The organism is Natronococcus pandeyae, from assembly GCF_008122205.1.
GTDB classification, from domain to species: domain Archaea; phylum Halobacteriota; class Halobacteria; order Halobacteriales; family Natrialbaceae; genus Natronococcus; species Natronococcus pandeyae.
The window spans coordinates 108,739-127,812 of sequence record NZ_PHNJ01000011.1 but is presented as its reverse complement, the minus strand read 5'-3'; the positions used below and the strand labels follow the sequence as shown (position 1 = coordinate 127,812).

The window sequence follows — 19,074 nt, the reverse complement described above, 5'->3', positions numbered from 1 at the left end:
GGCAGAGTTACCCCACACAGTCGCACTTGGTTTCACCCGTGGGGTAACTCACGGCGACGGTGGATTCGCTGTGGCCTGCACCTCGCTAGTCTGCAGTTCGCGAATTCGCTGTGCGTGGCGTGCAGCCTCGAGAACGGATGTTCGAATCGCGACTGCAACCCGATGTTTGCATGCACCCCGGTGGTGTTCGTCTGCTGGACACGGACAGCTGTGAGGCAAGTCGTCCTCGATCGTGACTAGATACTCGTGGTCCTCGGGATTCGCATGACTGGCGTTACGAACGAGGATGCCCTGCGCGACAAGTTCGAACTCGAAGGCTTCGTACTGAGCGCGTCGGAGCGTCCGCTGGGTCGGTTCAAGTTGCTCAATCGGGTGTGCTGATGGTGACATAGATCAGGTGTAACTACCGCTAAACTGGTGGATTGTGTCGAGTTACACACTCTCACATTCGGAGCAGATCAGCTGAACGCCGAGCTCACAGGCAGTTTCACAGCTCTGCGTCGGAACAAGTCCGAACTTCCCACAGTAATCACAGCTCGTGTTAGTGTACAGAGGGACGTCGAATACGTCGAAACGGGAATGCTCGACGGCAGAATCAGCTTTGGTAGTGAACTCAACGGCGAGTGGGTTCGTGATCCAGCTGGCAGTTTGCATCGTCTTTGATCCCTCTACCCCTTTGAGGGGGCGAACAACACCACTGGCTGCTCAGAAAGAGTGGCCGTTCAAAGCGTGAACAAGTACCAACAGGGAAAGCCCGGCAGCGCAGTGAGCAGCCCGGAACCTGGAGGTGGTGAGTGGGTGGGCTGGAAACGACGCATCAAAACAGCCACCAACGCAGAAGACGAGGGTGAAGGGCCTGCTCGTGTGTGTTAGTTGTCCGGGAAACTACCATGAGCCGCGCAACCCGAGGCTATACTCGAGTGCGCTATCAACCTCATTCATCCGCTCATCGGAGATGGATCCAACGACGTTTTTGATTCGGTGTTCGATCGACACAGTTCGGATCTGACTGCACATCGCGACGGAGTCCTCGCGAAGGTGGCTTTCATCGGCCGTTATGAGCACTTCGAACGGATACAAATCGTCATCGAACGACGTCGTAAACGGGACGATGATCGTTGTCGGTGCGTTTTCGTTCCCGACGTTATTCTGGACGACGAGACATGGTCGCGTCCCCCGCTGCTCCGATCCTTTCGTCGGGTCGAGCTCCTTCCGTCTGCAGGTCGTATTGCTCCTCGAGATCTCTACAGACGGTTTCTGCGACTTCGAGTGCTTCCTCGAGCGTTAGGACTTCGACTTTGATCGACCCCAGTCCGGGTTCACGTTCGAATAGACAGCCACTTGGTACGTGTCACCGAAGTGGTCGGGCCAGTTCAACGATGGCTGGTACACCGCTGTCGGCGCGACCGTCACCTCCATCGGCGTCGAGAGCCTCACCTCGCCCACCTCGTCCGCGATGAACCGAACCAACGAGAGCACACACTGTCGCCGGCCCAGTGCCCACGATCGGACACTACCCTGCTCACAATCCCACGCCGCGAATCGCTCCTCGATGCTCACCGACGTCTCGAGTGTCTGTGCAGTCGTTTAATCGTCCTGTTGTTTCGTATATCGTCATCTTTGCCCCTCTTCACCCCTCAGGAGGCGAACAAGCCACCGGTGTGAGCTCCGAACTCAGCGGTATCACCTCGAGTTGTCCTCTCCACGTCTTCGCTGCTGCGGACACTGTCCGACTGGACGGGTCTACGGGGCTCTCCGAGCCATGCCAACGGTGGCGCGCGATGAATGCGCACTTCAGCGCGCAGAACGTGCGAGGGACGACTGAGGAGGCGCACGCAAGTGCGCCCCGCAGGGAGGAGGATGGGGAGGACGCGAGCGAAGCGAGCGTGTGGTCGGACACACAAAAAGGGGAGGCTACGCTATTCCTGGGTCCACCACCGACCGCGTTCGGGGAACTCGAGGCGGCTCCAGCCGGTCACGGCCAGGTTGCATCGCTCGTTGTGCCAGTTCTTCGCCGCGTTCCGAATCCGAACCGTCTCGCCCTCACTCACCGTCGTCTGATAGGAGTTCTTCCAGATCGTGAACTTCATCTTTCCGGTGTCGTCCGCAATCAGTCCCACCTGGCTGATCGACGACTTCGAGGGTTCCCACAACTCGATGATCTCACCTTCCACGTCCACCTCGCCTGCTTCCACCTCCGGCACGTCTGCGATGTCCACGATCGTTCCCGACTCGGCCTTCACTTCGTCCATCTCCTCGAGAGTTGCGTCGATCATCGACGTCCCGTCTATCACCTTCTCAGCCAGGCCACGGCTCACTGCCGCCCGGTTTGGACCGCCACGCACCGTCTTCGTGATTCGCACCGATTGTCTGTTGACCTCCGCCAACCGCTCCTGCTCCAGCTCCGAACGGGGATCTACCCGTTCGACCCGCCGCTCTCGGCGCTGCTCGACCACGACCTCTCGCGTCCGCTTCTCTCGCCCGTCCTGCCGTCCGACCGTCGCCTTCGCGCTGATCAACTCGAGCTCCTCTTCTCGAGCCCGAATCCGCTCTTCCTGTGCCAGTGGCAGGTGTCCGAACTCGTTCTCTTCGCGTCCAACCACCGTCTCCGGGTGGTTCGTCTCGACTTTCGTGTGCGTCTCCTGCTCGACACTCGGCGAGAACTCCAGTGCCTCGTCCACGATGTCTTCTGTAAACGGATCTTCCACCTCCACGTCTCCGTCCGTCTTCTCCGCAGCCGCCTCTTGGTTGACACTCGATTCATCCGAAGCTTTATTTTCTCGGAAGTTCGTAGAACTCATTGTCTTAACTCCGAAGGCGCTTTCCAACGCGTCTTCACTCCAACTCCTCTGAGTCCCAACTGTGGTCGTCTCCTGCAACCGCTCTCGCTCGCGCCTTCAGGTCCCCTGAGGCGCGAGTAGAGCGGGACACTACCCCCCACCAGCTAGCACCGCGCGCCGGGAGCAACCGGAGCAAGCGGCCAGCGGAGTAAGTCCGCTCGTGTCCGGCCCGAACTGCAGGTCCGTGTCCAGTGCGACTGTCTAGAGCACGGCGAGCCGCATCGTGGCTCGCCGCGCGCATCGGCACCAAGCACTGGAACGCGAAAGCCTGCGAGGGGCGCAACCGACGGGCTTACCCGTTGGCGCCGAGGGCACATGCCCGGAACGGGCGCTCGCGGTGCAGAGAGCGCCCGCACGCCCGGAATGGTCAGTCGCAAGCGACGCGGAGGGCGAGGAGGCGAGCGGAGTGGGCCGTACCGTGGTACGATCAGACCGCCTCAGACAGCTCTCCATCGAACCATGTGGGTGAGATCGAAAGGGGCTGACACGCTCGGGAAACCCCAACGACGCAAACACCGCAACTGCGTGAGGAGCGCAGCGAGTCGCGGGACTCGAGCGGACCAGGGGCTTTCAATTCTTGTACACTGTCAACAAACGATTTTGACCAGATATGGACAAAGGTGTGGGTGTAGTCGCTATGTTCTGTCTATGCTACACAGTCTCGCAAACAGTCTGTACAGGAGCGTCTCGATCGTCTGTCGACGAAATTGTCCGAGCGAAACTGAATCGTTGCGATACTCAGATCAATCGCGTCGAGTCACCGGAATCATCTCCAATGATATCTGTCAACCCGTAGACGGAGACCACGTCAGTATAGCCCTGTGCAACGACCGCATTTTCGATCCCTTTTCTAGCTGGTTTATCATTAGTCAGTACGACCACGCCTGCTGTCGAGCGATCTCTAACGTACTGGATGGCTAGCCCTGCGAGAATTGCATCTGTTTTTTCGACCTCGTGTTCGGGCTTGCCGGTTTCGTTCGCGATCGTTCTCGTGGCGATATCGCTTGCTTCGACGGCATCCCCGTCTGTCGGCGATGGTGCATCGATCATTTCGGCCCACCCTTCATCAAGAGCTGTCTGTACGCGATCCGTTTCTGAACCGCCAAGCTCCCCGATAACACGCTGAGGAAGTTTGCATACGACACCAGCGTTCCGAATAGCACTCCGAAATCGGGCATATTTCGGATTCGATGGGTGACCGATCGCAAAGAAGACGTTTGCATCGACGAGGACGTCCTGTTCAGAAGAAAGGGGATTACTTCGGCTCATCCAACGTCCTCACTCAGAGGAATCTAACTCTGCTGGGGCACCATCTACCTCGTCAAGGGAAGAAAGATCCATCTGATCGTGGACATCCGGAAACAGATGCTCGAAGAACGGATCATGCGTCCCGCCAACAGTCAGCGCTGGCTCGAGCGCGTAGATAATCATCATTGCTTCGGTGTCGCGAACGTCGATATCAGTCGCAACCATTCGCTGGGTCGTCCTCCCTGCAAAGTGCAGGCCTGCACCTCGCAGCGCAGCGATGAGTTTGCCTGCACCGTAGCGGTCTACGAAGTACTCGACGTCCTCGTCAACTTCTTGCAGCGCAAGTGCATGCAGAACCGTCGGCGTGATGACAATGGGGACGTACTGCTCGACGATGATGATTGGATCAGCCGTCAATTGCTGGGGACGCGTCGAATCATCCCGATCGACGAGACCGAGATCAACTAGCTGATCGACATATTCGTAGGTCGTCGATTTCGACAGGTCGAGACCGTCCATGATCTCCGGCGGCGAAACGGGACCCCAATAGCAGACATAGACGTACACACGAGCCAGCGCTGGCTGATTGAGGAGTTGAACGACCGTCTCGAGTCTGGGCGCGTTCTGGGCAAGCACCGCCGGATCGAGTGTCTCTTCATCCATGATGTCTGTTGGTGGTGGGTCCAACGCATCGATTCCACCGTCGGGACGAATGCAATCCGGATTGGTCATATCCGCTTGTTCGAAGTCCATGTACTTCAGACTACCGCCGACTCTTCTTACGAGGCAAGATCGAGTTTCCCCTAACGGAGCTTTGGAGGCTGATAGCAAGTTGCAGCGACTCCTGTACCTGAAAGTTGTATTCCCATTCCTCGATGAGCTTGAGATGTTTTTGTCGATCGGTAGGCGACAGATCTTCCTGTCTGATGCTCCGGCGAAGTTCTCGAGTGACTCGACGTCGCACATTGATTTCCACGAGTCGATTTCGTCATCGATCGCACGCGACTTGTTGATGAGTTCGTCCACAGACTGTTCTTCAGCGAGGGTACGGACCTCGCGAAGGAATTGCGTGACATCATCCAGCTTGTAGCACGTGCCGTCAGCTGTTTTGACGACCTCGAGTTCACCCGCTTCGCTGTAGTAAAACTCCTCATAGACGAACTTCTTCGAGACGAACTCGCGTCCATCACACCGTGGGCACTGCGTCATCATCAGTGGCTCATCTGACACCTGCCTCGAGACAGTACCCGAACTCGTCGATGCAAACCCGGCCTGCTCACCCTCACCATCCTCGGCTGTACTCCCGGCTTCGTCCGCTGTGGTATCAACCTGGTCTGTCTCCGATTCGTCTTCCTCGCCTGGCGCTGCTCCTTCTCGAACCCAGTCGTCGAATTCCTCGCTCAGGATCTGGTCGTCGTCCGCTGCCTCTTCCGTCTGGTGTTGATCTGTCCAGCTCATATCCCGCTCACCCCTCTCAGGTGGGTGAACAACACCCCCTCGCGATCGTCTAGCCTTGACGTCTCCTCCGCTGCTCTTCACTCACCACTACCTCGAGTTCCACATCACCGTCGACGTCCTCGTCCACGGCCACCATCCCTCCCTCGAGGAGAGCAACCCACGCTGTACCACCTCTCCCACCAGGTCCACTCTTTCCTCGAGCCCTCGCCATCCTCTCCGTCACGATCCGACTCCTACCCGTACGCTCTTCCCTCCCATCCTTCTCAGCTTCATCTCCACTCCTCTTGATTTACTCACCCCCTCTCCTCGCTTCGCCGCCCTCTCTCCGTTCTCCAGACCCCCTCTCCTCTCTCCCCACTTCTCGAACGTCATCCTCCTTCTACTGCCCCCATTCTCTCCTCTGCTCTACTACTCACCCACACTTCTCTCCGCTCTCTTCTCAACTTCCGTTCACATCTAGTACCCTCGCTTCACACCCCTTCCTTTCCCCACCTCTCTACCGCTCTCCGGCCCCCACTGATCGTGTTCTGAAAATGCTCTCTCACTCCCCTCTCATCCCCCCTCCGACTACCACCTTGTACTGCCTCACATTCCACCCGTTCCACACCAACTCAACCTCACCCTTCTCGAGTCGTTTTTACACCTCCTAACCAACCCTCCAAATTCTGATATATCCACCTTTCCCTGCCCTCTGAACTCTCCACGTCTAACCTCCCGTCGCGCACACCTCTGTTTCTGCATACCTCCCCATTCCTTTGGACGGAAAATCGTCATTCACGGCCGGTTACACGGACTCAAATCGTTTCAAATCGGCGTTGCGCGTATCTAAGGCCGTAGCAATACGCGCAACGAGCGAGGACTCCAAGCACAAAAGCCGAAAAACGCGCAACGGGGGGTTTCACCCACCCAGCTCAGCTGATTCTAGATTTCAATGTTCGAATTGGGAAACGGTAGAAAAGACAAGTGCATGCCATATTCTTAGAAGAATCCCCCCTTATCCGCTGATTTCTCCATCGTCAAGGCTCAGATAATGCGCAACGAAATAATATCCAAGTTTAGTAACTGTAATTAAATAGGGTCGTTTTCCTCGAGTTGGTCGTACATTTCGTCGGCGAAAGGGAGGCTGCCATAGATCGAGTAGGGGCACTGCTCTTTGCCGATACAGTACCGTTGCATATCGTCATTACTACAATTCATCGGCAGGGGTGTATTCCCCTTGGGGCCAATTCCACGATCGCCCCGTCGGGCTTCGTACTTGATCTGGTAGGCAGAGATCTCTGGATCAAACCATGGCCACCGGCTGAACAGGTCTTTGAGGTCGTCTGTGATCGCGTCGACGGATTTCTCGCGGTACTGCGGAAGCCACAGTACCATCCGAACGAGGTTGAAGAGGTCTTTTCGGACCGGTTTCTCTTCTTGGAGCCGCTCATCCATCGCTGCCAGACAGGGCAGTTCAAACAGGTCTTCGAGGTCCGTAATCTCGAGTGGCCGCGATCCACCGCCCGAGTGGCCGATGCGGTACGTATTGACGCGGTCACCCCGATCGACTGTCACCGATCGATGTGATGAGTGATCTGCAAGCGAGTTCCCTACACTTCGAGGGGTCGACAGCTGTGTGAGCTGGGCTCGTTCACTCTCGTTTTCTGGTTCGTATGCCTCGAGCGCGTCGGACAACTCCTGAGCAGTATGAAACTCACCAATCAGAGTCCGTGGCGATGCTCGCACCGCATTTCGGATGAGTCGGACGATCTGCTCGCCCCGGTCCCAGTTTTTCCACACCTTCTCGTAATGGCCAATCTCGAGGGCGTAGTCGGTCCGCTCGGTGATCGCCGTCTCGTGCTCTCGGAGCCACTTGCGTTGTGGCTCACCGAGTTCATTTTCTTGGACTGTCTGTAACCGGCCAAAGCACCTCTTGGCGTACGATCGATAGGTGTCATGGAGGTGGTCGAGCGGGATGTAGAGATGGTTGTTCTTGACCTGCGTTCGAATCTCGCCCGTTTCGTCGGCACTCGTCGCTTGGGTGGATGCTCGCGCGAGACACTTTCGAGAAGCAGCCGCCATCGGGATTTCCACGTAGAGATTGTACTCATTTTCGGCAGTCGCCTCCTCGTTGAATTCGGGCATCGGTTTGACGCCCGTACAGACGCGACCCGGGTGGGGACCGTCCTGACTGGGCCCTTTCGCGTAGAGGAGTTCAGCCATCTCTTGGTAGAGCGTCGGATCGTCGTACTCATGCACAAGTGCGAGGAGGTTGGTCGCGAACAGCTCGCGGATGTTGTGACGGACTTGATTCTGACGAGGCGGCGTGTCTTCGAAGCGAGGTTGTTCGCTCACGCAGATCGTACTGAGAGTAGCCAGCAAAACGAGCGTGGCGGGCTCGTCGACGAACGGGTACTCGAGCGGGCGGTTACGCTTTGAGCGTTTGAACGCAGCAGTCCCGAACCGTTCGATATCCGAGAGCAGCGTCTCTCGATCTGGTGTATTATCGACGACATAGCGGTCGTACCCGCGGGTGAACAGTTGAACGATCTCTCTGTCGGTGTAGTTGGTTGGGATCGCTGCAGCGAGGTAGGCGTCTCGCTCGGTCTCTCGTGGGTCAATCATGGGTGAGTTCACTCTCGGTTTCGAGGAACTGTGGTCGGGCTTCCGTTCGAGGATCGAAGGCAGGGGTCTCAATCGGCTGGACGACACGGCAGACCTCTGCGTGCAACGAGTAGGGCACGCGAAGTAGACGACTTCGGTCGGCAGTCACAACAGGATCGATCGGGATCTCATAACGCTCGAGCAAGAGGTCGTTGAGCACTTCTCGGCTTTTCTCATCGTACCCGTATTCAAGATCGTCGTCGAGCAGATAGACGTGGACGCCTTGTCCGGAGTAGACGACCATCGTCTCCTCGGCAGCAAACACATCCGTGAAGATCTCGCGCGTTTCAAAGCCATACTCGATCGCGCGCTCGATATCCTCAAACGTGTAGGGATACCCCATCGGATCGGCGTCACGAATCTCGGACTCGGCGAGTAACGTGTCGTCACGAGTCCTCTCCTCAGACTGTGTCTCGAGCTCGAGGGCACTTTCGTCAAGTTCTCGTTCAGCGCGTGCCGTCGCGATATCTTTCGCATCGATATCGACCGCGAGGACCCACGATCGGTCCCAGTTGTCTAACCCGTAGTAGACGCCATCCGAAATCGGATCTCCCTTCTCGGTCAGATCGGGATCGGCCAAGGCGTAGTCGCTATCTTGGAACGGGTCGTACCGTGCGGGAGACTGGATGAACGAGACGAGATCCTCGAAGTCACTGAAACTCTGTGAGACTGGCTCGCCATCTGAGGTGGTGCGCCACGTCGGCCGTCGAACGAAGTCGCGATCGGGGCGCTTCTCTTTGCGGATTGGGTGTCGCTCGCGGAAGCTGATCCCGAACTCTTTCGGTGCCGTTGGTGTGATGAACGGCGGCAGCTGGTCTACGTACTCGGGGAACTCATCGGTATAGAACGCGTAAACCTCGCCACGGGTTGCCCGTCGCCAGATCATAATGATCTCCCACCGATGAACGCGAATGTCATGTCAATCTTCATTGTTCAACCTCGTTTAACTCAGCTTCCTGAAGGTGTGGATAGTCGTCATTCCATCGGCCTCGAATCCTTCGACTGCCTCCCGGAGAAGTGAAAATGAGTTAGCTGTTCGACCACTCACCTTCTCAGGAAGACGTTCTGCATCGGCGAGTACATTCACAATTTCGCCAGCGTCGTCACGTGATGGAAATGCCCATACTGCATCCGCATCGACGGCAGCCATCTTCTCGTAGTCACTCACAACTGCCTCCGCATTATTTGACGTCATCTCCACTTCGCCAACCCAGACAAGTTCGTCATCAGCGTCGAACGCGGCAGCGTCGAAAACCGTCTCAGAGGACTGCTGACAGTATCGCTCCACTCGATCGACCTTTTCGAGAGTCTCGAGCCAGTGTACCAGGAGTTCGACTCCGACTTTGTGTGGCGTCTTCTCTCCAAGATCTCCGGTCCCTGGTTGGGCGGTGATTGTCTCATCCAGAAGCTCTCGGCCCGCGGGCAGGACCGTATAGTACGGGCATCGATCTACTTTCTCTCTCTCGAGTAGCCTGAGTTCGATCAACACGTCAACGTCAACCCCATCGAGGTCCTCCTGTAATTCGTCCATCCCTTCCAACAGCGTGTAATCCGGAAGGTCACGGTTCATCGCGTCGAGGACGCGTTTGAGGAAGATCACGTCGTCTCGAGAGAGCCCCCGACGCCGGAGTTCACGGTCCGAGACTGGGCACTCCTCTTCGTCCGTGGACGGATCGAAGAAGGCGGCTCCATTTACAACGTCAACTAGATCGTGGTCGGGGGTCTCCGCTTCACTGCTGTCGTGATCGATCTCGCTGACGTCTGTCTCAGCTGTGAGATCGCTATCGTCTCGATCATCGTGCTGATTGTCGCCCCCATCGTCAGGGCTGGTCTTCTCGAGCGGCTGCTGGACTTCTACGCCTTCACTCTCATCGTCGAATTCCACCGTCTCTTCACTCCCATCTTCGTTCAGTGCCGGCGGCGCGCCAGCCCGCCGATCTGTGTCGCTCCAATTCGACCACTCCATCGCGTCCTCGTGGGTCGGCACGTACAACTCGTACTCGTCCTCAGTCCGCTCGAGCACCTCCGGCAGAAGCTCTTCGTCGAACTGCTGCTGTTCGGCCGCCGTCAACGACTCCTCGCTTTCTGGGTGCCCGCTTATGATCGGGGGAGAGTGCAAGGTCAACGGCGCTGGTCGCTCCTCACCGAATCCAGGGGAAACGAGTTTCGTGAACCACTCACCCGCTGCCATCCGGTTGTTCCGGTTCCGGACGTCCACCACAGACAACTCGTCGTGCGTGAACGTCTTCGCGAAGCGATCCTTCATCGAGATGTCGCCAACCAGTTTCGTATGCACTTCGGTCAGCAGTTCCTCGTACGCACCATTCCCATTGTGGAACTTCTTGACCTGCTCGGGATACTGCATGATAAAGCCGAGACTCAGTCCCGACGATCGCCCCTGTGGGAGCAGTTGATCGGCGACCAGTTCGGTTGCGACGAACGGTGCGGCCTCTTCCATGATGACGTTGACCACGTTCTCGGGGTTCGTCCGCCGCCGTCGTTGGATCGAGTGCCACAGATTACTCAACATCACTGTGGTGAACCCGCGCTGGGCGGGAGACGACAGATCGCCCAGGTCGAACAGGATCGTGACATCCTGGTCGAGGAACTCACTAAAGTCGAAGTGGGTCTCCTGCTGGTGGAAGCCGTAGAGATCGTCCCCGTTGGCTTCGACTTCGCGACCGGGTTTGTGTCGAAGCATCCAGTGAAGGTGGCGATCCTCTTTCAGTTTGTTCAGCCGGTTCATCACCGCCCCCATCGTCGTGTCGAACTGGTTCTCGTCCTTGGCAAACTGCGCGGCGAGTGAGTCGTGGATGTCGGCGTTGATCTCCGAAACCTCCGGCAGCTCCTGATGGTGGTGCATTCGCGTCGCGGCGTCGACGAGATCGTCCAACCCGAAGACGTCGTCACCGTGTTTTGGATCGAACAACGTTTGGATCAGGAACGTCAGAATTTCGTTCGCCACGAACGCCTGTTCGTACTTCTCCGCTCCCATGATCATCCGCATCAGTTCGTGGAAGTGGTCAACTTTCTCCTTGACTGCCGTCTCGCGATCGTTCCCCTTGAGCGCTGGTCGAATATCGAAAAACGAGATTGCAGGAAGCGTCTTCGGTACGCGGAAGTGGTAGACGTCATCGAGGTGTCCGAACTTCTTGTAGTGGGCCATCATGTAGTTCTGACACATATTGTCCCCTTTCGGATCGAACAGGACGTTTGGTCCTGGTGTCGTCTCGGCGAGCGAACGCAACATGTGGTACGTGACTTGGCTCTTGCCACTGCCAGTCGCGGCACAGAGCAACCAGTGGCGTGTTTGTCGGCTCGGTGGTAACCGAAGCGGCCCCTCGACGGCGCTGCTAGCATCCTGACCGAGGACCATTCCTGTGGTGTACTGGCGGCGTTGGGCGGTGTCCAACCCGGGAAGAGCCGTGCGGCTTTCGGGAGTCGCATGGGTCTCTTTGACCGCCTCATCAGTGAGATGTTCGGTACTGGGAACGATCACCAGATTACAGAGTTCGGCAGGATCCAGATGCAAGTCGGGTTCGGAACGGCTCAACGTTCCTCCAGAGACGACATCGCGCTCGAGAATTCGATTGAAACAGCGGCGCGAGCGCTTGCGCTGACTCCGCTCGAGAACTCCGTTCTCGTGGAGGATCTCACTCTCGAGTTTATAGTAGTCGCCTGCAAGCGGATCGAATACGCTACTCAGGTTCCGTAGGTAGTGATCGATCTCAGATGTGTCGCTGAGAGAAGAGCTTCTGGGGACGATCACTGCGCGCAGATTGGTCGTAAACGTGTGGCCCCAGTCTTCATTTCTGATCTCGGCGATTCGCTCAGATTGAGATTCACTGAGTGACTCTGACCGCGGCGAGGACGACTCGCTGTTCTTTGGACCGCGTAGAAGCTCCTCAAGGGCCACAGCGGCTTCATCCCACAGCGTCTCGCGCCCCTGTTCGATTTCGTCGATGTGGTATTCACCCGCTGCCGTCAGATCGGGCTCGCCTTCGAACGCGGCCTGAAAGACGATCGGGTGGTCCGTGCTTGCAAAGTGATCGATCAGCACAGTCAACGGCGCGTGTGAGCTCGCCTTCGTCCGATCGTCTGCACCCATTTTCTGATCGAATTTTTTGATCGCCGCCAACGGGTCTCCGCTGCCGGTCCACCGCAGTCCATACGGTTCAACTTCATCCGGATGTGGCCGGGCGAGTACCCCCTCACCAGTGTCGACTGGCGTCTCGAGGGCGAACGTGAGCGACCCTTGATCGCGGTTTTCTGCCTCCTCTTTCGCACGACGTCCATCAAGGTCGACACTCGGGAGTTGCTTGCCGAGTGGAACACTGGAATCGGAGCTGGTAGGAGAATAAGACTCAGAGTCGGAAGCCTTGGTATCAGACGCCTCCGTACTGGTGCTCTCTTGGCCAGTCTCGTCTCGATCGACCTGCTCGCCGATGGTCGTCGCTCCTCCGTCAGCAAGCGTCGGTTTGGAGCCGCGGACCCGAATGAGCGCCTCAACTTCAACCGGCGTACACTGGAGGGTGCCGTTTTCGAGAGCGGTCTCGAACTCGTCGTAGGAGTACTGCTGCGGGGTGATGAGTTTCTCCGCAAAGTCGACGGTGACGCGCTCGAGTTCAACCGTGTCGGGGTAGGCCGATTTGAGCCGGTCGTGGAGCGTGGACAGATGCTGCTCGCAGGTGTAGTAGAATTCGATCGGTGCATCCGTCCCGTCGCTATAAATCACAAACTCGAACGTGAGCGGGTCAGGATCCGAAATCGGGTTGAGTTTCTGCCACCATGCTAGGCCACCTCGTCGAACATCATGCAAAGGACGGATCTGGTTGACGACTTCCAGTGGCGCTCGCTCGCCCGTCGACGGAACAACTCGGATGTACTCTTGTGTGCGCTCAAGCGGCGAGTCAGCAGAGGCCTCGAGTTCGAGCACCCTTTCGTGAAGCTCTGTTGGGTTCTCGATCGCCCAGCACTGGATTTCGGGCGACGTGTGGTCGAACGTACTGAACGTGACGGTGCCATACGACAACAGCTGGCCGACGGGCGACTGCAGAAAAGTGGTGTCGACGACACGGTCGAGGTGAAGTTTCGTGAACCCATCGCCACGAATTCCCGACGTGCGGACGTAGAGTTTCTCCGAAGTGAGGACGTACGTAGTGCGAAGCGCCCGAATTATCGGACGCACACCGATCGCGACGCCTATCAGGCCAACCAGGAACGGAACAGCACTCAGCCACCACAGTGGGATTTCGCCACTGGTTCCCTCCACCGCGAGCGTGTAGGACTCGAGACCGACGAGCGTCGGCCCTGTTGTGACTCCGGTGATGCTCTGGGTCGCAAGAGCAAGCGCGACCGACACGAAGACGAGTGCGACCAGATACGTCTGAAGGCCGCCTCGGGGCAGTGGTGTGCCAGTCCACTGCACGTCCAGGTCGGAGACCCGCTTCACTTGCTCGTCTTCGGCAACAATCCACTCGAGGGATTCGGCGTCGATATCGGTTTTACTCTGGGTTATCTCGGTCGTCTGCATCGGTTGCCACCTCCGTAGTCGGGAAAGAGTTGCCACTCACTGTCTCGTCAGGTTCACCACTCGTCTGGGCGTCAGTGCGCTTCTCTGGCTCACACATCGTGCTGGCAGCAGTGGCCCAATCATTAAGCAACGTGAGCGGGATCGACGTCTTCTCCGTGAGTGACTCGGTATCTGCCACAGCAAGCTCGCCAACCGTCTCGACACCCGCTTCAGCGAGGGACCCTGCGTACGTTTCGCCGATCCCGGTGATGGTGGTGAGGTCGTCTACTCGATCTTCTGTTTGACTCTCACGCGTTTGCTCTACCGCTCCTTCACGTGTTTCCGCTGCTACTGCTACCTCCCCATGCGTCTCCTCTGGCGTCCCATCACCAGCCTCACCGACGTCCATCTCGTGGTATTCGGTCTCCACATCGGTTCGCTCACGATCGGCGGTCTCATCGTCTGTCGCTTCAGTCTCAGCTGTCTTGTCGATCTCATCAAAATCCACCTGTTCGAGCAACGACTCCGGGATATCGTACTCAGCAAGCCGGTTCTCTTCGGCGAGATAGCCGACGTCGTCGGCGTCGATATACCGGTTTTCGACGAGATATTCCCATGGATCGAGATCATCGTCAAGGACGTGGACCTCGTAGTCGTTGACGTGGAGTGCGAGGGGTTTCGCCCACTCATTGACGGCGAGCAAACACTCTGAGTAGCTTCCATCCTCGCCAGTCTGGGCAGTAGTGATGAAGGTTTGCTCGGAGGGGGTGAGTTCGTGGAACTTGATCACTTCGTCGCTGACCGATTCGTGATGGAAGATCTGCTTGATATCACAGAGATTGTAGACATTGCGCGCTTTCTCGACGGCCTCCTCGGACTTCTCGTCTGACTGGGCGATGAACTCGTCGACGGTCTGGGAGATGAGCGTAATTGCCGTGTTGAAGTGGCGGCTGTGCCGGATGAACAGGTCGATCATATCCGTCGTCGCCGCCCGCCGCAACAGGTAGTGAGCCTCGTCGATCGTCACCTGCGTACGGCGGTCACTGCTCTGGGCACGCTGGTAGATCCAGTCGAACATTACGTGCATGAACAGCGGTGCCTGACCCGTATCAGCGAACATCGACATATCGATGACGACTAAGCGATTATCGAGTTCGACGTTTGTCTGGCCGTTCAGATTATCGTTCTCGCCGCCTTTCCGGAACGCCTCGAGGCCAAGTAGCAGCTGGTAGGCGTACTGCTCGTCGGCATCCCGAAATCGCGTCTCGAGCTGCTCGATCTCGGGCCAGACCTGCTCTTTGTTCGCATCCTCGTGAAGCTCCAGGAATTCCGATGGCTGCCCACCGTCGGCGATTTCCTCGAGGATCTCGAGAACATCCTCGAGTGTCGGGCTTGTGTTCGCGTGGGTCGCTGGATCTTCCGTGATGCCGTATTTAAGGTAGGCGAGTCGGGCGGCTCGCCGCAGGATTCCTTCCTGTTCCTTGGGTAGCGACTGGTCGGCCACCGCCGAGAAGTGGGTGCGGAACAGCTCCATCACCGAGCGGAATTTCTTTTTGAACGGGTCCTCAGCAACATCGTCGATACCGCGCCGGATTTCGAGGGGGTTGACCGTGTTCTGCCCGCCAAAACGGATGACTTGGCCACCAAGATCGTCCGCGAAGTCGACGAAGTCTCCAAGTGGATCGAGGACAAGCATCTCGATCTCGGGGTCCATCATCAGCCGATGGTACATCTCGTGTTTCTCGGCGAACGTCTTTCCAGAGCCCATTTTGCCGGCGATTGCCTTCGAGTACGAGGACAGCTCGTACCGATCGAGGACGACGGGTGTGTTTGTCCCGTCGAATCCGTAGAAGATGCCCTCAGGATCGGCGACCACCGGCTCGATGAACGGAAACATCGTGCCAATGGCGGTCTCCTGCATCAGCTGGGTCGACTTGATCGGATCGTCTCCCAGCGGGGCGAGCGCATCCTGCGATTCGACTTGGCGTTTCTCGAGGGTGACCGCCTTCGCGTTCGCAGTACTGAGTGACTCGACGACGCGTTCGGTCGCCTCGTCGAGTTCCTGTTCGGTGTCGGCGATCACCTCGATATAGATCGCGAAGTCGAAGAGCTTCGTCTCCCCGAGGATAATGTCCCAGATAAGCTCCTTGACCATGTCGCGGTCGGCCTCGGCCTCGTGGGTGTCAGTCTGGTTCTTCTGGTGTTTCTTGTGGAGGCGGGCCCGGAGCTGAGTGAGGCGCTTCTGCAATTTTCGGAGGACAGAGCCGGTATCGCGCGGGTGGATGTGCTGGGTGACGCGAACGTGGTCATTGGTCGTATACAGTTCCTCGAGCCATCCCAGTGGAACGCGTTCGGGGTAGCCGTGGATCGTGAGGGTGCGAACGAACTGATCGTTGCGGACCATGTACCCCGACTCGAAGAGGTTGGACACCTCCTGCAGCTGACGTGGGGCGATGACGTCGCGGTCAGCAAGCGATTGTTCGGTATCGTCCTGCACGACGCCCAGCCGGAGCTCGCCCTCGTCGCCGTCCTCAATCTCGAGGAGGTACTCGGCTTGCTCGCGGATGTTTTCCTTCGTGAGGTCGTCACCGTTTGCTTCGAGAATTTTCGTTGCTTGGTCGAACGTTTCGTCGTCGATATCCTCGATGGTTTGGTTGCTCCTCCCGATAGAGAGTCGAGAGCGGAGCTGTGAGAGGCGTTCGCCCATTAGTGCTCACCCTCCGTTTTGGTCGCGTGGGAGAACTTCTCGAACTGCGGGTCGACGTGGTTATAGTAGTGGTAGAGAATCTCCATCGTCTCCTGGTGGTCGGTCACTTGGTCGATCGAGACATCTGTCCGTCCGAGCTTGTTCGTAATCCGGCGCTGTCGCTGTCTGACTTCGCGAATGCAGAGTTCGGTTCGTGCATTCTCGTGTGAATCGCCAAATGGTGTCTGTTCGAGTACTCGGGAGCAGAGGGTACCGACGAGCGGGAGATCGCCAAGCTGACTCAGGACGCTTCCCGTCTCGAGGTTCTTGTTGACCTGATCAGCCTCGACACGGGTGACGATGTAGAAATCACGTTGTTTCAGATCCGCATCTTCGATGTTCGTGCTGGCCCACTGGATATAGAATTTCCGCCCATACTGAAGGATTGGCGTCTGGCCTCGAGCGGTCATGCTCGCCCCTGCCGTGTAGAAGCGCTCAAGATGGCCCGTAAGATCAAACGTTTTCGGATAGCAGGGGACTGCCACACTGAATTTGAGCGACATGAGGAAGGACATGTACGCACTCATCGTGTCGCGTTTGGCCTGATCACTGAGTGAGAGCCAGTTCTGGGGGTGGACTTTCAGGAGGCCGATGTAGCTGTCGCCGTCGACGGCGATGCCATCCTCTCGGACGTAGTCAAAGCCGAGCGTATCCTGGGTCGTTGTTGACTCTCCAAGACGGTTCTCGAGATCGAAGTGATCGCGCGCTCGAGCTCGCTCTCGAGCGGTTGGGAGGTCTGTGTTGATGTCGTCAAGGAATTTGTCGAGCGCTCGCAGCACCTCGAGGTCGGACTCTGGTGGTGATGCGTAGGCGTTTGTGGCCGTTTGCTGGTCTTCATCGACGGAATCGCTCTCTTGGTGTGGTTCTGACTCCGTTTCGGGGGTTGTGTTCTTGGTCGCCTCGGTGGTGGGTACAGTTCCCATCGGAGATCACCGTGATTTTGATTCCTGCTCTGCTTCGATCGTCTCGGTATCGAGGCCAGCCTGGCGAACGTAGACGACATCCTCGATGACAGGTGATTCCGGTCCAGGCCGCGTTCTCCGATTGTAGTATTCGTTCGAGGAGAGGTAGTATTCGGTGGCCGCACGAGCGTAGCTGATTGGCCGTTGGCCAGCGGGGGAAACGAGCAAAATGAGGATGCCAACGGCGAGCCCGATCCCGCCGGCAACCAGGAACAGGGTGTCGGTGTAACCGAGGCTCTGGGCAATACCCATCGCCAGAAACGGGATCACGAGAACCTCGCCAGCTTCGCGGGCGGTCAGTCCGAAGACCAACTTCGTGTTGATGATGCGTCCAGCGATGGGGAATGTTTCCATACTTTCTGGTTATTGCGAATGCAGATAGTTAACAATTTCTATGGTTTTTTATATTTTATTTATTCTTTAGAGAGAGAAGTTCATTCGATATAGTATCAGGTTTTTATTAGTTTGAAGCAGGCTCTGGGAACGATGTGTGGAGGTCCTCGAGTGAGAGTGTGTCCGCATCGCGTTCGGCGGCAAGTACTGCAGCGTCGTCGACGATCCCAACGATGTCTGCGCTACTGAGCCCCTCTGAGCGATCGGCTAACGTTTGGTAGACGTCTTCGTCAAGGTCCGTTGGCAGCTCGCTGAGTCGGACGCGGAAAATGGCTTCTCGAGCGTCGTGGTCCGGCAGCCCGAGTTCGTGCTGCTGGTCAAAACGACCGCGACGAGTGGCTGCTTCATCGAGGAGTTCAGCACGGTTCGTGGCTGCGATTACGAGATAATTCGGGTCGTCGGCATCCAAGTGGGCGAGGAATTCGTTGACAACCTGGGCGTGCTCGCGGTGGAGATCGTTGTCGCGGGACGAGAGGAGCGCGTCGATTTCGTCGATAAAGATGACACACCGATCGAACTGTGCGGCCTCCGCGAACAGTTGGTTGACTTGCTCGGTGGACTTGTTGATCCAGCGTGATTTGATGTCACCCGCTGAGAGCTCGAGATACGGATGGCCGAGTTCGCCGGCGATGGCTCGAGCGAAGAGTGTTTTGCCCGTTCCGGGTGGACCGTAAAAGAGGATCCCGTTCGGTGGGGAGATGTTGAAGCGCTCGTAGGCTTCGTCAAGACGGGTTAGCGGACGGATCACCGAGCGCTCGATCTCTGTTTTGAGTGACTCCATCCCACCAACGTTATCAAACCCTGTGTCTGGCGCAGTCTGCCAGTCATACTCGAGGGGAGAGGGAGTGGACTGTTCTTGAGTCGCTCCATCGTTGGAGGAAGAGATCTTGTGTTTGGACTGGGCTTTCTCTCTCTGGACAGCCGCGTCCACTGCGTCTGTCTGCTCCTCGTCTCCCGTCGAGGTTTTCTCTTCGAGAAGTTCTACGGTAGTTCCGATACTCACTGATACCATCAGTGGAACACACGCAAGCCAACTGGCACCCATAAGCCAAAAGCTATCAAACATAGAAGGGATTCGAAGAGGCACAAGGATGCTTGCGAGAGCGGGCCAGTTATTCTCCCAAGCAGGGAGAAACCACACTGCCGTCAATATCGCTGCACCAATGAAAGTTCCTAACAGCCAAATGCGATCTGCTTGTTCGGGCTCGTCACCATGGAGTGGGTAGAGACCACCAGTCAACAGAAGTGCAGTAAATGGGGGCATCATCCAAA

General features: G+C 57.3%; 13 protein-coding genes and 1 pseudogene. All 14 read right to left on the bottom strand.

Annotated features, from left to right (window positions below; translation table 11 throughout):
• Nucleotides 1-48: 48 nt before the first annotated feature.
• Nucleotides 49-390 carry an SWIM zinc finger family protein gene (locus CV102_RS18285; protein ID WP_148859418.1) on the bottom strand — a complete coding sequence of 114 codons (342 nt, stop codon included), beginning with the start codon at nt 388-390 and terminating at the stop codon, nt 49-51.
• 495 nt (nt 391-885) lie between these two features.
• Nucleotides 886-1,242 carry a type II toxin-antitoxin system PemK/MazF family toxin gene (locus CV102_RS18275; protein WP_148859449.1) on the bottom strand — a complete coding sequence of 119 codons (357 nt, stop codon included), beginning with the start codon at nt 1,240-1,242 and terminating at the stop codon, nt 886-888.
• Nucleotides 1,243-1,284: 42 nt separating this feature from the next.
• Nucleotides 1,285-1,560: a hypothetical protein gene (locus CV102_RS18270; protein ID WP_148859416.1), complete on the bottom strand. Its 276-nt coding sequence runs from the start codon at nt 1,558-1,560 to the stop codon at nt 1,285-1,287.
• A 359-nt stretch (nt 1,561-1,919) separates the two neighbouring features.
• Nucleotides 1,920-2,801 carry a DNA-binding protein gene (locus CV102_RS18265; RefSeq protein WP_148859415.1) on the bottom strand — a complete coding sequence of 294 codons (882 nt, stop codon included), beginning with the start codon at nt 2,799-2,801 and terminating at the stop codon, nt 1,920-1,922.
• A gap of 777 nt (nt 2,802-3,578) precedes the next feature.
• Entirely contained in the window at nt 3,579-4,109 is a 531-nt protein-coding gene (locus CV102_RS18255) for a hypothetical protein (RefSeq protein WP_148859414.1), read from the bottom strand.
• Nucleotides 4,110-4,118: 9 nt separating this feature from the next.
• A complete protein-coding gene (locus CV102_RS18250; RefSeq protein WP_148859413.1) occupies nt 4,119-4,841 on the bottom strand; it encodes a DUF7437 domain-containing protein in 723 nt (240 codons plus the stop codon).
• 240 nt (nt 4,842-5,081) lie between these two features.
• Nucleotides 5,082-5,297 (bottom strand): annotated as a pseudogene (locus tag CV102_RS27420) (hypothetical protein); the annotation flags it as partial.
• Between the two features lie 1,317 nt (nt 5,298-6,614).
• Nucleotides 6,615-8,150: a primase-associated protein gene (locus CV102_RS18240; RefSeq protein WP_148859412.1), complete on the bottom strand. Its 1,536-nt coding sequence runs from the start codon at nt 8,148-8,150 to the stop codon at nt 6,615-6,617.
• On the bottom strand, nt 8,143-9,075 hold the full coding sequence (locus CV102_RS18235; RefSeq protein ID WP_148859411.1) for a DNA primase: 933 nt from the start codon (nt 9,073-9,075) through the stop codon (nt 8,143-8,145). The genes CV102_RS18240 and CV102_RS18235 overlap by 8 nt, the downstream gene beginning before the upstream one ends.
• Nucleotides 9,076-9,132: 57 nt before the next feature.
• Nucleotides 9,133-13,722, bottom strand: a complete 4,590-nt coding sequence (locus tag CV102_RS18230; RefSeq protein WP_148859410.1) for a PH domain-containing protein — start codon at nt 13,720-13,722, stop codon at nt 9,133-9,135.
• Nucleotides 13,694-16,408: a helicase HerA domain-containing protein gene (locus CV102_RS18225; RefSeq protein WP_148859409.1), complete on the bottom strand. Its 2,715-nt coding sequence runs from the start codon at nt 16,406-16,408 to the stop codon at nt 13,694-13,696. The genes CV102_RS18230 and CV102_RS18225 overlap by 29 nt, the downstream gene beginning before the upstream one ends.
• Complete coding sequence (locus tag CV102_RS18220; protein ID WP_148859408.1) at nt 16,408-17,370, bottom strand: hypothetical protein; 963 nt, start codon at nt 17,368-17,370, stop codon at nt 16,408-16,410. The genes CV102_RS18225 and CV102_RS18220 overlap by 1 nt, the downstream gene beginning before the upstream one ends.
• 6 nt (nt 17,371-17,376) lie before the next feature.
• Nucleotides 17,377-17,763 (bottom strand): hypothetical protein, encoded by a 387-nt coding sequence (locus tag CV102_RS18215; protein WP_187433035.1) that lies wholly within the window; start codon nt 17,761-17,763, stop codon nt 17,377-17,379.
• Between the two features lie 106 nt (nt 17,764-17,869).
• Entirely contained in the window at nt 17,870-18,814 is a 945-nt protein-coding gene (locus CV102_RS18210) for an ATP-binding protein (RefSeq protein ID WP_233710736.1), read from the bottom strand.
• Nucleotides 18,815-19,074 lie beyond the last annotated feature (260 nt).

Coding starts and splice junctions, on each gene's coding strand:
- CV102_RS18215 (WP_187433035.1), bottom strand. CDS start 17,763: ATGGAAACATTCCCCATCGCTGGACGCATCATCAACACGAAGTTGGTC.
- CV102_RS18220 (WP_148859408.1), bottom strand. CDS start 17,370: ATGGGAACTGTACCCACCACCGAGGCGACCAAGAACACAACCCCCGAA.
- CV102_RS18265 (WP_148859415.1), bottom strand. CDS start 2,801: ATGAGTTCTACGAACTTCCGAGAAAATAAAGCTTCGGATGAATCGAGT.
- CV102_RS18235 (WP_148859411.1), bottom strand. CDS start 9,075: ATGATCTGGCGACGGGCAACCCGTGGCGAGGTTTACGCGTTCTATACC.
- CV102_RS18230 (WP_148859410.1), bottom strand. CDS start 13,722: ATGCAGACGACCGAGATAACCCAGAGTAAAACCGATATCGACGCCGAA.
- CV102_RS18210 (WP_233710736.1), bottom strand. CDS start 18,814: ATGGTATCAGTGAGTATCGGAACTACCGTAGAACTTCTCGAAGAGAAA.
- CV102_RS18250 (WP_148859413.1), bottom strand. CDS start 4,841: ATGGACTTCGAACAAGCGGATATGACCAATCCGGATTGCATTCGTCCC.
- CV102_RS18285 (WP_148859418.1), bottom strand. CDS start 390: ATGTCACCATCAGCACACCCGATTGAGCAACTTGAACCGACCCAGCGG.
- CV102_RS18255 (WP_148859414.1), bottom strand. CDS start 4,109: ATGAGCCGAAGTAATCCCCTTTCTTCTGAACAGGACGTCCTCGTCGAT.
- CV102_RS18225 (WP_148859409.1), bottom strand. CDS start 16,408: ATGGGCGAACGCCTCTCACAGCTCCGCTCTCGACTCTCTATCGGGAGG.
- CV102_RS18240 (WP_148859412.1), bottom strand. CDS start 8,150: ATGATTGACCCACGAGAGACCGAGCGAGACGCCTACCTCGCTGCAGCG.